The organism is Sporosarcina sp. GW1-11, assembly GCF_033088395.1.
Classification (GTDB): domain Bacteria; phylum Bacillota; class Bacilli; order Bacillales_A; family Planococcaceae; genus Sporosarcina.
Genome location: NZ_JAPMIW010000001.1, coordinates 110,315 through 124,795 on the forward strand (window position 1 = coordinate 110,315; position 14,481 = coordinate 124,795).

The following is a 14,481-nucleotide window of genomic DNA, read 5'->3' on the forward strand; positions in this document are numbered from 1 at the left end:
GGGATTGAAGCTGTTGTAGTGGACGTTTTCTACCCTCTAGTCAAGCATTTTTTAAATGGATTGTAGAAATAGTAGTTGTTGGACGAGAAAACCCCCTCACAAGTTTAATTCGTGAGGGGGAAAGTTTTATGTTATTCGACAGAAAGAATATACGGATACAGAGGCTGTTTGCCAGCGTATAGTTCTACATCGACATGATCAAACTGCTGTTCAATATAGGCACTAATTTCTTGCGCGTCGTCTTCTGTCACATCTTCTCCGTAAATGATTGTCACGATTTCATCATCTTCGCCAATCATTGACGAAACTAAGCGCTTCGTCACTGCTTCTAATGAAGGCTCAGAACTAGTAATTTTCCCTTCAGCGATCCCCATGAAATCATCTTTACGAATCGATACACCGTCTATCGACGTATCTCGCACCGCATTGGTAACTTGTCCTGTTTTAATAGAAGAAGCAGCTTCCTGCATAACTTGAGCATTTTTTTCCACTGTCGCTTCAGGATTGAATGCAAGTATGGCCGCTAATCCTTCAGGCACAGATTTAGTTGGTACGACCATCGCTTCAATGTCTAGGACTTCAGCTGCTTGCTCAGCTGCCATAATAATATTTTTATTATTCGGCAAGATCAACACTTTCTCCGCACCGATTTCTTGAATCGCTTTGACGATATCTTCAGTAGATGGATTCATCGTCTGACCGCCCTCAATGACCGCTGAAGCGCCGATACTCTTTAAAAGTTCAGCAATACCCGAACCCATTGAAACAGTCACAATCGCATACTTGTGTTGCTCAGGCGCGGCATTAGTTAACTCGCGATCCATGATCTCACTATGTTGCTCACGCATATTTTCTATCTTCATTTTAGTCAGAGCACCATACTTCTGTCCGTACGATAATGCATCTCCTGGCTCTTCTGTGTGGATATGTACTTTTACCACTTCTTCATCTGAAATAACAAGCAATGAATCCCCCAACTCGCTCAACTCTTGACGAAACTTCTCTTCGTCGAACGGCATGTCTAAAAGCTTGTCCGAATCCAATTTCACCATGAATTCCGTACAGTAGCCAAATATGATATCTTCCGTATTCATAAAGCCCTGCACGCTACGGTGATGTTCTGTATTGACAAGATCATCCATAGAATGCATGACCGTTTTCTCTGGCAAATCTTCACCTTTTAAGCAAGCTAAAAACCCTTCATAGACATACACGAGACCTTGACCACCACTGTCTACTACGCCAACTTCTTTTAACACAGGCAATAAATCCGGTGTTCTCTTTAAAGAAGCTCGTGCTTCCTCTACAATGACTTCCATTAAATCGGTCAGATCTTCCGCTTTGTCAATATGCGAAACTGCTGCGGTGGCCGCATCCTTCGCCACCGTTAAAATCGTTCCTTCTACTGGTTTCATCACCGCTTTATAAGCGGTTTCCACGCCATATTGAAGAGCTTCTGCAAATTGCTGAACAGAAACTTGGGCTTTACTCTCGATCCGCTTGCTAAATCCACGAAATAGTTGAGATAAAATTACACCTGAATTACCACGCGCACCCATTAACAAACCTTTAGAGAAAGCTTGTGCAGTCAACCCGATATGGTTTTGTGCGTGGAGCGTTGTTTCTTTGGCTCCAGATGTCATAGATAAATTCATATTCGTTCCTGTATCCCCGTCTGGTACTGGGAAAACATTCAAAGAATCCACATAATCCGCATTTTGATGAAGATGATGCGACCCCATTTCTACCATCTTCGCAAATTGCAATCCATTTATTGAACTCATTAATCAAAAGGCCTCCTTCTAAACGTTCGTAACCCGAACTCCCTGTACAAAAATATTTACCGAACTCACCGTGAGACCTAACATCTTCTTCACTGTATATTGTACTTTGGATTGTACTTGATAAGCTACTTCAGTGATTTTCGTACCATAACTGACAACTACATACATATCAATATGGAACGCATCACCTTCTTTGCGTACAATCACTCCACGTGCAAAATTTTCTTTTCGTAGAATTTCCGTTAGTCCGTCACGAATTTGGTGTTGTGAAGCCATACCTACAATTCCATAACATTCAATAGCAGCTTCTCCTACTACTTGAGCTATTACGTCATTCGTCATATCGATAGTTCCATGCTCGTTTTTTAGTTCAATCGACATTCTAAAATCCCTCCAACACTCTATTGACACTACATACCTACATTATACGGAAAATCATCAAGAAAGGAAGTATTGTTGTTGTTGAAAAGAGTGTAAAGGAAAAAACCTTGAAGGACTAATAAAAAAATGTTGCATCGAATCTTTCCTTATGATAAAGTACTATGGTATGCGAATTGTAACGTGAATCGCTAAATAATTCACGAGGAGGAACTAAAATGGCTAAACAATGTGTTATTACTGGACGTAAAGCTCGTTCTGGAAACACTCGTTCACACGCTTTGAACTCAAGCAAACGTACTTGGGGAGCAAACCTTCAAAAAGTTAGAATCTTAATTGATGGAAAACCTAAGCGCGTTTGGGTATCCGCAAGAGCTCTAAAATCAGGCAAAGTACAACGAGTATAATATCTAAAGCTGAAAGCGCCCGGTAGCCTCGACAGACGTTGGAGGAATGACCGTAAAGGCGCTTTTTGCCTTTTCGGATATTCCGAAACGCTCCGAGAGGCTGGCGCTTGAAGCTGGATGAATCTAAAGCTGAAAGCGCCCGGTAGCCTCGACAGACGTTGGAGGAATAGCCGTAAAGGCGCTTTTTGCTTATAACAAAAGAAAAACACAAAGCGCTAATTAGGCGCCTTGTGTTTTTTCTTTTTTGCGTTTCTTCGACTTACTGGCTTTGGCATTGGCTACAACTGGCGCTTTCGTACGGCCGTCCTTTTGGAACACGACAGCGCACTTTCTTACAATATTGCTGACGAACTTCGGCAGCGTGAATGTATATACTCGCAAATCCCCACTCCTTTCAGGAATCTGAACTCCTTACCATTAAGCATATGCCCGTACGGAAAGAGATAGTACAAACATCCGCCACCGTTTCGTTGCTCGTAAATTTAGTCATGCCAATTTCCAATCGTTCATTGACCGTCTCATATTTAAAACCAGTCAACGTCAATCCAGTCACTTCAGGACCGAAAGAGAAAAACGAAGTATATGGATAGCGTTCATCCTTTTTTACACGTCTTACACCAGGTAACATAACGCGAATGTCATTCGTTGTATTATGAATCTTAAACTTCACTTTTCGATTGTCCGATTGAATTCTGTACAATAAATGAAGCGCTGATTGCAGGTGATCCAATCGTCCACCTGTTACGCCTGTTAAAACAATATAATCAGGCTCATACGTTAAAGCACGCTTGACAGCTAGCTCCGTGTCCGTTTCATCTTTTTCTTCATTCACACGTTGTACATTCTTCACAGATGTTTTAATTTGTTTAAATTGCTCTTCTGTTACCGAATCAAAGTCACCTACTGCTTCGTGGGGTTCGATACCTTTTTCTAATAAATATAAAGCTCCACGATCGACGCCGATATAAATTGTATCTTCTTGATCATATTCCGATAAATCCACTACTTCTTCAATAGGCCCTGCTGCGCAAACGATAGCGTATTTCATTTCTTCATCACGCTCTCACCAGCTGATTTAATCGCTTGTAACGCTTGCGCGCGATCCTTTTTACTATAGATAGCAGATCCGGCAACCAATATAGTCGCTCCTGCTTCCACGCAAGGCTTAATCGTTTCTTCGTTAATTCCACCATCAATTTCAATTTCGATCGACAATCCACGGTCTGCTATTATATCAGACAGTTGCTTTACTTTTGGAACAACTGATTCAATGAATGACTGACCGCCAAATCCTGGATTGACAGTCATGAATAGCACCATGTCTACCTCTTCAAGAACATGCATAATTTGTTCAACAGGTGTATGTGGGTTCAGAACGACTCCTGGCTTTGCTCCTGTTGACTTAATCAATTGTAACGTTCTGTGTAAATGACGGCATGCTTCCACGTGGACAGTTATATAATCTGCACCTGCTTTAGCGAAGCTTTCGATATACGCGTCTGGATTGTCAATCATCAAATGAACATCGAGCGGTAATGTAGTTAACGGACGCAACGCTTCTACCACGATCGGACCCATCGTAATATTCGGAACAAAATGGCCATCCATTACATCAATATGAATGAGCTCTGCTCCTGCTCTTTCTACTTCTTTTACTTCTTCACCCAACTTTGAAAAGTCTGCTGCTAAAATAGACGGTGCAATTTTTATCATAATTAATACCTCGGCTTTCGATCCATAATTTCTTGCAAAAATAGCAAGTAGTTCTTATAACGCCCTTCAGAGATTGACCCCTCATCCACTTGCGCTTTAACAGCACAGCCGGGCTCTTTCACATGCAAACAGCCTCTAAATTTACAGCCTACACTAGCTTCTGAAATCTCTCTAAAATAGTCTCGCAACTCTTCTTTTTCAATATGATCAAAATCTAATGAACTAAAACCCGGCGTATCCGCTACTAATCCACCTGCCACTTCAAGCAATTCTACATGACGCGTAGTATGCTTCCCACGTCCAAGCGCATCAGAGATCACACCTGTTTTCAGTTGTAATTCCGGGAGAATCGTATTTAGCAACGTCGATTTCCCAACTCCGGATTGACCGGCTAATACCGTTGTCTTATCTTTAAAATACGGACGTAAAACTTCCAATAAAGGCTCTTCATTGCCAACATTACGCAAAATGGTATACCCAATTTTTTGATAATACGCGAGGTTTATTTCGTTAGCATCTAGTGTCTGCTGATTTGCTAAATCCTCTTTAGAGACATAAATAATTGGTTCTAGTCCGTGTGATTCAATGACCGTTAAGAAGCGATCAAGCAAACGCAAACTCATGTCCGGTTCAACGACAGAAAATACTAGCAGTACTTGATCTACGTTTGCGATTGGCGGTCTAACCAATTCACTTTTCCGCGGATGAACATCTGTAATGATTGCATCATTTTCACCGTCAGGTACATATGTTACTATATCCCCCACTAACGGACTAATCTTCTTCAAACGAAACACTCCACGACTTTTACATTGAATCAATTCTCCGTTATACTCTACGTAATAGAAACCACTAATCGCTTTTCTAATTTGGCCTTCCGCCATCGAACTCCTCCTCTAATCTAACTCTTTATATTCAAATTTATCTTCTTCAATAACCATTTGATCACGGAAAATTTTATACCCGCCACGCGCTCCTTCTTCGAGCTCGATTGTAATCTTACGTGTTGTATCTTCCGTAATCTCAAACTCTTCATACGGATCATTCATTGTGTGATTGCGATCCTGAATATAGATTTGAATTTTCTGTGGTTCGCGTTCTAGCTCTGTATTTGTCTCTTCTTCTAAATCAAGTTCTGTATCTAACTCTGGCTCTGTCTCTTCTTCGGGTTGTTCTTCCTCTACAACTTCATAAGGAATCGTCACCATTTTCACTAGCAACTTAATAGGTTTTGGAGGAGCACCTTTAGATACGACGACGTCCACCCGTCCACCCTTCTCCATTTTAGTACCCTTAGAAGGTTTCTGAGATATGACATGTCCTTTCGCCACTTTCTCTGAGTCTTCTTCACTGACAATATGAATAATGAACCCTGTACTATCGGCGTATTCTTCCAGTTGCTTTGCAGACATGCCACGTAAATCTTCTAAAGACTGCAATTCTTTACCTTTACTCACCGTGAATATTAAATTGGTTTCTTCAGGTATGACCAGTTGATCGGCTTCTGGTTGTTGATCGATAATTGTCCCTTTTGGCTCATCTGCGTATACCTCTACCGATTCAATCGGCTTGAAACCATATCCTTGCAAGAACCGTTCTGTCGCTTCAAAATTCCGGCCTCTATAATCATTCAGCTTCATTTTGTCTTTGCCTGTACTAACGAATACCTTAATGCTGTCTCCTTCTTTACGTTTTTTACCTGCTTCAGGTATCGTCTTTGTAACTTGTCCAGCAAGGTATTCATCCGATGTCTCTTCAAACCTTTCATCAATGACGAATCCCTCTTTCTGAAGCATCTCGGTTGCTGCGATTTCTTCTATCCCCACTACTTTAGGAACAATAATTTCTTTAGGTTGGAACATCATTACTAAAATAACTGCGAGTATGCCAATCAACATCACACTACCAGCCACAACAAAAGGCCATTTTTTCTTTTTCTTGTTGGGAACTGTACTAGCTTCCATAGTAGGAGGAGCTAGTTCCACCGTATGTTCTACGTTTTCAAATACTGGCACATCTTTGACAGCCGGGATCGCTACTGTTCGATCATCATCAAACGGCAAAACGAATTTCTCTTCATTCAGACGGTTTGGCGATAATACAGTTAACAGATCTTCATACATTTCATCTGTCGTTGCGTATCGATAATTCGCATCTTTCGCTGTAGCTTTTAGAATTACATTTTCAACACTTTGCGGAATATCAAGAATTTGCTCCCGTACAGAAGGTATCTCTTCTTGTAAATGTTTCAATGCAATCGCCACAGCTGTTTCTGCAGAAAATGGAAGGTGCCCTGTCAGCAATTCATAAAAAACAATACCTAATGAATAAATATCTGATCGTTTCGTTGCCATACCGCCACGCGCTTGTTCCGGAGATAAATAATGAACAGTTCCAATAACAGAATTCGTTTTCGTATGCACTGTAGAATCGAGCGCCATCGCTATGCCAAAATCCGTAATTTTCACATCATCTTTACCGTTCATCAAGACGTTTTGTGGCTTAATATCTCGATGAACAATTCCATTATGATGCGCATGAGAAATAGCAGCCACCAATTGTTTCATAATTGATACCGCATGCTCTGAAGACATGGCTCCATGGGTATGAATATATTCTTTCAATGTGCTGCCAGTTATGTATTCCATGACCAAGTAATGGTGCTCGTCTTCTTGCCCTACATCATATATATTCACAATATGGGGATGGGTTAAACTAGTGGCGGATTGTGCTTCACGTTGAAATCGCTTTTTCAATTCCTCTTCATTAGCGAAATCATAATGTAGTACTTTAATTGCAACATCACGATCGAGGATGATGTCGTGTGCCAAATAGACTCTTGACATACCACCGTCACCAATAACACGGATAATTTCATAGCGCTTACCTATACGTTTACCGATCATGAAGGATCCACCTCGATTTCAGGCATCTCCAATAGAATTACTGTAATATTATCTTCGCCGCCACGTTCATTCGCCAATTCGATAAATATATCTGCTTTATGAGCAAGTGACGCATCACTAAGGACGATATCCAACATGATTTCCTTTTCGATTTTATTGCTTAAACCATCTGTACAAAGCAATAAGTATGAACTAGAAGGTAAGGAAATTTCACAAAGATCAGGTACAATGGATTTTTCAGAGCCTACAGCTTTCATAATCCAGTTTCGTTGTGGATGTACTTCAGCCTCCTGCTCTGTAATTTCACCACTATCTACTAAAACATTAACGAATGAATGATCTTTTGTAATTTGTTGTATCGCTTTCCCAATCACTTGATAAATTCGACTATCTCCAACATGGAACACTAAACACCGCCGAGGTAGGATGAGTGCTATGTCAAGCGTCGTTCCCATCCCTTTATAGGCATCATCCTGCTGAGCTTTCGTATATAAAAACAAGTTAACATCCACGACCGCGTCAAACAATAAATCAGACCAATCCTGCTCCGTCTCCACATCAATGGTAGCTAACATGAATTGTTCGCCAATCTTCTCTACAGCAGTGGCGCTAGCAAAGTCCCCACCTTTATGACCGCCCATTCCATCCGCGATGATTGCGAGTGCCGCATCGTGTTTTGGATGAAAAAATACGGCCGCTTCATCTTCGTTAACCGTTCGTTTCCGTCCCGTATCTGAGCGGATTTCATATTTCATAAGCCAACCCCCATCCCTATCCATCAGGTTAGTTTTTTCTTCGTAAAGCCGCTACAAAGAAACCATCACTTTCGTACTGATGAGGCAAAATCTGTACGTAGTCAGTAGCATTTGCTTGATCGATAATCTGCAAAGGAACTAATTCGAACTCTGGCTGTTGTTGTAAAAACCATTCTACGATTTCCTGATTTTCTGTTCGATTACTATATACTAGGAGACCGTCTTTTTTCACTAATTGACTCCCGACTGTCAACAAGTCTTTTTGAATGACTGAGAGGCTTTCTATATCTTGTAATGTTTTTTTGTATTTTATTTCTGGCTTTCTACGAATGACACCTAATCCGCTACACGGTGCATCCACTAACACCCGATCGAATGATTGCGGTTCATATGTTTTTAATAACTCTCTACTATCCCCGCTATTCGTCTGAATTGAAGTCAACCCAAGACGCTGTGCATTTTGTTCGATCAGACGTAATTTATGCGGATGAAGATCATGCGCTTGGATTTCTCCATCATTCTTCATACGCTCCGCAATATGCGTTGTTTTACCACCAGGTGCTGCACACATGTCGAGTACTTTCATGCCTGGTTCAACTTGTAAAGCTAAAGCTGGCAACATCGAACTTTCATCTTGCACAGTCAGTAACCCTTGTTTATAAGCTTCAGTAAGGGCTAAATTACCTGACTTCACTTGAATACTTTGAGCAGTCAAGTTACCTGGTTCCGCCACTACGCCTTCTTTCTTAAGTAAGCCAATGACCTCGCCTCTGTTTGTCTTTGTTGCATTGATTCTCGCAGTCGTCACAGGTGGAATATTATTGACCACAGCAATAGCTGTTGCTTCTTCCATCCCATACTGATCAATCCAGCGTTTAATCAACCATTCCGGATGACTAGTCTCGATTGACAAGCGAGCAATCGGATCTTCAATCTCATCTAGCCCCGGCACGCCTTCGCGTAAGATTGAGCGCAATATTCCATTCACCATAGAGGAAACCCCTTTATGGCCACGTTTATTAGCAATCTTCACTGCTTCATTAACGACAGCGTGTTCTGGAATCTTCGTTAAAAAGATGATTTGATACACAGACATACGTAGTAATTGGCGAACCCATGGCTGTAATTTCCCGCGAACAAATGGTGTTAAATAATAATCTAGTGTCATTTGGTGCTGTAATGTTCCGTACGTCAATTCTGTTAATAATGCACGATCTTTTTGAGGAAGATCGTATAATTCGATTGTTTTATGAAGCAATAAATTACTAAAGGCTTGCTCATTTTCAATATCCATCAATATCGATAGAGCTGCGTCACGTACATTGCCACGCCAAATCTTCTTTTTATAATGTGTCATTCAAATTGCTCTCCCACTTGCCATTTCGAACCGATTCCATTGAGGAAGACGGTGGCAGTCATTCTTTTTTTTCCTGCTGGCTGTAAATCAGTAATCGCAAATGCACCGTCACCTGTTTGCACGATGATTCGATCTTTTTCTAGTGCAATAATTTGACCTGGCTGAGCGTCAGATAGTTGGTTTTCTTCTTTCCCCCACCAAATTTTCACTTGATCACCGGCAAATTTTGTATAGGCAACCGGCCATGGATGGAGTCCCCTTACTTGGTTATAAATCGCACGTGCTGGACGTGTCCAATCAATACGTTCTTGTTCTCTTGAAATATTTCTAGCAAACGTTACAAGTGCTTCGTCTTGAATTGTTCGTTCATTTGTTCCATCGATAATTGCTGGTAATGTTTCTTTCAATAAAGTTGTGCCAGCAATAGATAATTTCGTGAACATACTACCTGTATCATCCGTTTCTTCTATTGGTGATACCACTTGTGAAATAATATCCCCTGCATCAAGCTTTTCCGCCATATACATAATGGTTACGCCTGTTTCCGTTTCTCCATCCATCACCGCTTGATGGATCGGTGCGCCGCCGCGATACTTTGGCAGTAAAGACGCGTGAACATTAATACAGCCAAGTTTTGGTGCATCCAATAATTCTTTCGGAAGTAATTGACCAAATGCAGCCGTTACAATTAAGTCCGGCTGTAAATCAATAATCTCTTGTAATTCAGCAGAACCTGTTAGCTTTTCAGGCTGAATCACTGGTAAACCTAGACGAACCGCCTCTTCTTTTACTGGCGGTGGAGTGAGAACTCTTTTTCTGCCAACTGGACGATCTGGCTGCGTCACAACCGCTAATAGGTCATATCCTTCATCATGCAACATCGTCAAAACAGAGACCGAAAATTGAGGTGTACCCATAAAAATGATTTTCGTCACTCTTCATCGTCCTCCTCTTCTTCAAATTCAGAAGGATCTACTACTCGCTGAATTTTTTTATCGAATAACACGCCATTCAAATGATCAATTTCATGTAAGATTGCGCGCGCCTCATAGCCTTCTGCTTCAAGCTCATACAATCTTCCATCACGTTCTTGCGCTTCAATACGAACATAAAAAGGACGTTCCACTTCACCGAATAAACCTGGAAAGCTGAGACAACCTTCTACTTCGATTTCTGAACCACCCGTTGCGGTTACAACAGGGTTAATCATTTCAATGACATCTTGATCTTCATCAAAGTCCACAATTGCTACTCTGATAGACTGACCAATTTGCGGAGCCGCAATTCCTACACCGTCATTTTCCATCATCGTATCATGCATATCATCCAGTAGCTTGCCCAACTTCTCATCAAATACAGTGACCTCTTTACAAGGCGTTGTAAGAATTGGTGAAGGATGCTTTACTATTTTTAATACCGTCAAAGTAATTCCTCATTTCTTTTATTCATCTAGTTTCAAGCACTATTCCAGACGGTACTTGAAACTATTGCTTTAGAATATAGCAGTCGGTTCTCGGTTAATGGACAGGTTAAGCCCATCTTTTACCCAGTTTGTTTTATAGTGTTTCAGTAACTGTTGCAAAACCGGAATGAGCGCTGGTTCTTGTTTGTATTTTATCAAACATTGATAGCGATATCTATTATTGAGACGACTGATTGCTGCAGCGGTCGGACCGATGATGACCGAAGAAGGAGACAGTCGCTCTGCCATGAAACTTGTTCCTTTATGCGCATAATCTGCTGCTTTCAACACATCTTCATGGCTGAATTGCACGACTGCTACATAGTAATAAGGAGGATAGCCAAGTTGTCTTCTCCGGTCCATTTCTAATTCATAAAACGGAAGATATTCTTGTGTTTTGGATAATTCAATCGCATAATGGTCAGGATCATAAGTCTGTATAACTACTTCCCCTGGCAATTGATCACGACCCGCCCGACCACTCACTTGCGTCAACAACTGGAATGTCTTTTCTGCTGCACGAAAGTCTGCTATATGAAGTGATGTATCCGCCGCTAGTACACCGACTAGCGTAATACGTGGAAAATCTAAACCTTTTGCTATCATTTGGGTACCAAGCAAAATATCTGCTTTACCTTCCCCAAAATCATGTAGTAAGCGCTCATGAGCACCTTTCGTATTGGTCGTATCTATATCCATTCGAATGACACGCGCTTCAGGTAAGAGTTTGAATAATTCTTCTTGTGCTTTTTGTGTACCCGTTCCAAAAAAGCGAATATGCTCACTTTCACATTCTGGACATTCTACTGGCACATGCTGTTCATATCCGCAATAATGACATTTCAAACTTTCTGTTGATCGGTGGTAGGTTAATGAAATATCGCAGTTCGGACATTCTACTACCGTTCCACAATCCCGACATAGCACGAAACTAGAAAATCCACGTTTATTCAGCAGTAACACGATTTGCTCTTTACGGGCAAGCCGATCCCTCATCGCTTCGGCAAGTGCTACGGAAAACATCGAACGATTTCCCGTTTTTAATTCTTCTCGCATATCAACGACTTCTACACTAGGTAATGCTTGTTGCTTCGCTCGCTCAGTCAATGTTAGTAACGTATAAACACCTTTTGTTGCGCGCGCATATGACTCTAACGCTGGCGTCGCACTTCCCAATATGACTGGACATTGATAATACTCTGCTCGCCAAATTGCTACATCACGCGCATGATATCTTGGTGATTCTTCTTGCTTATAGGTCGACTCATGCTCTTCATCTAAGATAAGTAGACCCAAATTAGTAAAAGGTGCAAAAACAGCTGAACGTGCACCAATCGCCACCTTCACTTCTCCGCGATGGATTCTGCGCCATTCATCATATTTTTCACCTGATGATAATCCACTATGCAACACTGCCACCAATTCCCCAAAGCGACCTTTAAAGCGTGCTGTCATTTGGGGTGTCAATGAAATTTCTGGTACTAAGACAATCGCTTCCTTACCTTTTTTCAAGACATGATCAATCGCCTGCAAATATACTTCCGTCTTCCCACTTCCGGTAATCCCATGCAGAAGAAAGGTTTCTTGTTGTTCAAGATCACTTGACTGTTCAATCGCTGACAAAGCAATTTGTTGCTCTTCTGTCAGTTGTTCAGGTCTACCGCTATCTCGCATTTTTGGCGCATCCAGTTCACGATACACTTCTACATACGACTGTTCAATCACTTGTTTATCTACCAAAGATTTCAAGACATTTGCTTTCACATCTGATTGATTCAATAGTTCACTAGCTTCCATTGAACTAGAAGGATGTTTCATTAACCAGCGTAGTAATTCCGCTTGTTTTTTCGCATTTGGATGAATCTTGGAAAATGCAATTTCCAAACTCTTGATGTCTGGTATATGAATCATTCGCACTTTCTTGATCTTTGTCTTTTGCTGAATCGCTGTATCTATTTCAACGATTCCTTTTTCACTATAGTCCTTTGCCTCATTCAATAGATTGGCATCTTGTAGCGCTTTCAACGTTACTTGCTCACGATTCCCGAGAAACGTACGAAATGAATCATCTAGTAATTCGGGTGACACTACCCGCATAATTTTCTCGTATTTCGCACGCATAGCTGTAGGCAACATAACTTGTAGCGCATCTATTTCATAAGCGATCGTATCGGTTGCCATCCATTTCGATAAAGCTAATAATTCCTTAGATAAAACAGGTTCTAAATCTATAATTTCTACGATCGACTTGATCTTACTAGCGTCCAACTCACTTTCCATTTTAAGACCTGTTACATACCCTGCTACTTTGCGCGGACCAAACGGCACCTTAACCCGTACACCCGGTTCCATCACGCGTTCCCATTTCGTAGGCACTGCATAATCAAATGGACGATCAATCGGGTAAGCAGCTACATCTACAATAACTTCAGCGATCATGTTGTTTGTCACTTTCATATTGAATAATCGTTTCTAACAAACGGATCGCTAGTTGATCTTTCGCCATAGCGTTAAACGGTGTCGCCTCTCCTTCTCTAGTGAGCAACGTAACTACATTCGTGTCACTGCCAAAGCCGCCAGCTGGATCAGTTACATCATTTACGATGATATAATCCAAGTTTTTAGATTCTAATTTCTTTTTTCCATAAGCAATTACATCTGTCGTTTCAGCTGCAAATCCTATTAATAATTGGTGTTGTTTTCGTTCGCCAAGAGATTTCAGAATATCTGTCGTACGTTCTAACTCCAGCACATCATCGCCGGCTTTTTTCTTCATTTTCTGATCATGTATCAATTTCGGACGATAGTCTGCAACTGCTGCAGATTTCACTACAATCGACGCATCATCATATTCAGTAAGTACCGCATCATACATTTGCGCTGCACTTTCCACATAAACTACTCGGACGCCAGAAGGTACCGCTAAATCAACCGGTCCGGAAATTAGTACCGTATCGGCACCTAACTGCTGTGCAGCAGACGCCATCGCATACCCCATTTTTCCGCTAGAGAAGTTAGAGACATAGCGAACCGGGTCGATACGCTCTCTAGTGGGGCCTGCTGTAATGACCACTTTCTTTCCCGCTAACAGTTTTTCAGTTGTGTTGTTAAAGTGTTGACTAATGAGCTCTGTTATTCTCTCTGGTTCTTCCAAACGCCCTTTACCTATATAGCCGCAAGCCAAAAAGCCTTCCGACGGTTCAATAAATCGATAGCCATCCGCATGTAGTTGCGCAATATTTCTTACGACAGCAGGATGGGCATACATATGTACATTCATGGCAGGTGCAATCCAGACCTCTGCCTCAGTCGCAAGCAATATAGTCGTAACCATGTTATCCGCAATACCGTTAGCTAGTTTGCCAATAACGTTTGCGGTAGCAGGTGCCACAACAACTAAATCTGCCCAATCTGCAAGATCAATATGCGCAATTACGCCGGAGTCTTTTTCATCAAACGTATCGAAATAGACATCATTTCTAGACATCACTTGGAATGATAATGGCTGGACAAATTCCTTTGCAGAATCTGTCATGACCACCTTCACATTAGCGCCAGCCTGAGATAATTTACTGACTAAGGCCACCGCTTTGTAGACCGCAATTCCACCAGTCACACAAAGTAAAATATTTTTATTATTTAACATACTCTCCACTCTCTTCCTTTCAAAAAATAACAAACTCCCTAAGAACGGTTGGATTCCAAGGGAGTTGTTTTTT

At 41.4% G+C, this 14,481-nt stretch carries 14 protein-coding genes; 1 reads left to right on the forward strand and 13 read right to left on the reverse strand.

Annotation, left to right across the window (positions count from 1 at the left end; genetic code table 11):
- Positions 1 to 131: 131 nt before the first annotated feature.
- Both ORD22_RS00555 and ORD22_RS00560 read right to left on the reverse strand, forming a co-directional pair.
- Positions 132 to 1,784, reverse strand: coding sequence for a DAK2 domain-containing protein (locus ORD22_RS00555; RefSeq protein ID WP_317643890.1), 1,653 nt, complete (start codon positions 1,782 to 1,784; stop codon positions 132 to 134).
- An 18-nt stretch (positions 1,785 to 1,802) separates the two neighbouring features.
- Positions 1,803 to 2,165, reverse strand: a complete 363-nt coding sequence (locus tag ORD22_RS00560) for an Asp23/Gls24 family envelope stress response protein (protein WP_317643891.1) — start codon at positions 2,163 to 2,165, stop codon at positions 1,803 to 1,805.
- Between the two features lie 215 nt (positions 2,166 to 2,380).
- Here ORD22_RS00560 and rpmB point away from each other — a divergent pair, with 215 nt between their 5' ends.
- Positions 2,381 to 2,569, forward strand: a complete 189-nt coding sequence (gene rpmB / locus ORD22_RS00565) for a 50S ribosomal protein L28 (RefSeq protein ID WP_029052334.1) — start codon at positions 2,381 to 2,383, stop codon at positions 2,567 to 2,569.
- Positions 2,570 to 2,788: 219 nt separating this feature from the next.
- Here the strand turns inward: rpmB and spoVM are convergent, their stop codons facing one another.
- The 11 genes from spoVM to coaBC form a co-directional block, all read right to left on the reverse strand.
- On the reverse strand, positions 2,789 to 2,950 hold the full coding sequence (spoVM, locus tag ORD22_RS00570; protein ID WP_317643893.1) for a stage V sporulation protein SpoVM: 162 nt from the start codon (positions 2,948 to 2,950) through the stop codon (positions 2,789 to 2,791).
- A 13-nt stretch (positions 2,951 to 2,963) separates the two neighbouring features.
- Positions 2,964 to 3,617, reverse strand: a complete 654-nt coding sequence (locus ORD22_RS00575) for a thiamine diphosphokinase (protein WP_317643894.1) — start codon at positions 3,615 to 3,617, stop codon at positions 2,964 to 2,966.
- Entirely contained in the window at positions 3,614 to 4,282 is a 669-nt protein-coding gene (gene rpe, locus ORD22_RS00580) for a ribulose-phosphate 3-epimerase (protein WP_317643895.1), read from the reverse strand. The genes ORD22_RS00575 and rpe overlap by 4 nt, the downstream gene beginning before the upstream one ends.
- A 2-nt stretch (positions 4,283 to 4,284) precedes the next feature.
- Entirely contained in the window at positions 4,285 to 5,166 is an 882-nt protein-coding gene (gene rsgA, locus ORD22_RS00585) for a ribosome small subunit-dependent GTPase A (RefSeq protein WP_317643896.1), read from the reverse strand.
- A 12-nt stretch (positions 5,167 to 5,178) separates the two neighbouring features.
- Complete coding sequence (gene pknB / locus ORD22_RS00590; protein WP_317643897.1) at positions 5,179 to 7,188, reverse strand: Stk1 family PASTA domain-containing Ser/Thr kinase; 2,010 nt, start codon at positions 7,186 to 7,188, stop codon at positions 5,179 to 5,181.
- Positions 7,185 to 7,943 (reverse strand): Stp1/IreP family PP2C-type Ser/Thr phosphatase, encoded by a 759-nt coding sequence (locus ORD22_RS00595; protein WP_317643898.1) that lies wholly within the window; start codon positions 7,941 to 7,943, stop codon positions 7,185 to 7,187. Before ORD22_RS00595 ends, pknB begins: the two co-directional genes overlap by 4 nt.
- A 28-nt stretch (positions 7,944 to 7,971) precedes the next feature.
- Positions 7,972 to 9,300: a 16S rRNA (cytosine(967)-C(5))-methyltransferase RsmB gene (gene rsmB, locus ORD22_RS00600; RefSeq protein WP_317643899.1), complete on the reverse strand. Its 1,329-nt coding sequence runs from the start codon at positions 9,298 to 9,300 to the stop codon at positions 7,972 to 7,974.
- Positions 9,297 to 10,235 carry a methionyl-tRNA formyltransferase gene (gene fmt / locus ORD22_RS00605; RefSeq protein WP_317643900.1) on the reverse strand — a complete coding sequence of 313 codons (939 nt, stop codon included), beginning with the start codon at positions 10,233 to 10,235 and terminating at the stop codon, positions 9,297 to 9,299. Before fmt ends, rsmB begins: the two co-directional genes overlap by 4 nt.
- Positions 10,232 to 10,723, reverse strand: coding sequence for a peptide deformylase (gene def, locus ORD22_RS00610; RefSeq protein ID WP_317643901.1), 492 nt, complete (start codon positions 10,721 to 10,723; stop codon positions 10,232 to 10,234). The genes fmt and def overlap by 4 nt, the downstream gene beginning before the upstream one ends.
- 69 nt (positions 10,724 to 10,792) lie before the next feature.
- Complete coding sequence (gene priA / locus ORD22_RS00615) at positions 10,793 to 13,201, reverse strand: primosomal protein N' (protein WP_317643902.1); 2,409 nt, start codon at positions 13,199 to 13,201, stop codon at positions 10,793 to 10,795.
- A complete protein-coding gene (gene coaBC, locus ORD22_RS00620) occupies positions 13,191 to 14,408 on the reverse strand; it encodes a bifunctional phosphopantothenoylcysteine decarboxylase/phosphopantothenate--cysteine ligase CoaBC (RefSeq protein ID WP_317644187.1) in 1,218 nt (405 codons plus the stop codon). Before coaBC ends, priA begins: the two co-directional genes overlap by 11 nt.
- Between the last annotated feature and the right edge of the window lie 73 nt (positions 14,409 to 14,481).

Excerpts from the sequence above, each read along its gene's own strand:
- ORD22_RS00555 (WP_317643890.1), bottom strand. The coding sequence starts at position 1,784 with ATGAGTTCAATAAATGGATTGCAATTTGCGAAGATGGTAGAAATGGGG.
- ORD22_RS00560 (WP_317643891.1), bottom strand. The coding sequence starts at position 2,165 with ATGTCGATTGAACTAAAAAACGAGCATGGAACTATCGATATGACGAAT.
- rpmB (WP_029052334.1), top strand. The coding sequence starts at position 2,381 with ATGGCTAAACAATGTGTTATTACTGGACGTAAAGCTCGTTCTGGAAAC.
- ORD22_RS00575 (WP_317643894.1), bottom strand. The coding sequence starts at position 3,617 with ATGAAATACGCTATCGTTTGCGCAGCAGGGCCTATTGAAGAAGTAGTG.
- rpe (WP_317643895.1), bottom strand. The coding sequence starts at position 4,282 with ATGATAAAAATTGCACCGTCTATTTTAGCAGCAGACTTTTCAAAGTTG.
- rsgA (WP_317643896.1), bottom strand. The coding sequence starts at position 5,166 with ATGGCGGAAGGCCAAATTAGAAAAGCGATTAGTGGTTTCTATTACGTA.
- pknB (WP_317643897.1), bottom strand. The coding sequence starts at position 7,188 with ATGATCGGTAAACGTATAGGTAAGCGCTATGAAATTATCCGTGTTATT.
- ORD22_RS00595 (WP_317643898.1), bottom strand. The coding sequence starts at position 7,943 with ATGAAATATGAAATCCGCTCAGATACGGGACGGAAACGAACGGTTAAC.
- rsmB (WP_317643899.1), bottom strand. The coding sequence starts at position 9,300 with ATGACACATTATAAAAAGAAGATTTGGCGTGGCAATGTACGTGACGCA.
- priA (WP_317643902.1), bottom strand. The coding sequence starts at position 13,201 with ATGATCGCTGAAGTTATTGTAGATGTAGCTGCTTACCCGATTGATCGT.
- coaBC (WP_317644187.1), bottom strand. The coding sequence starts at position 14,408 with ATGTTAAATAATAAAAATATTTTACTTTGTGTGACTGGTGGAATTGCG.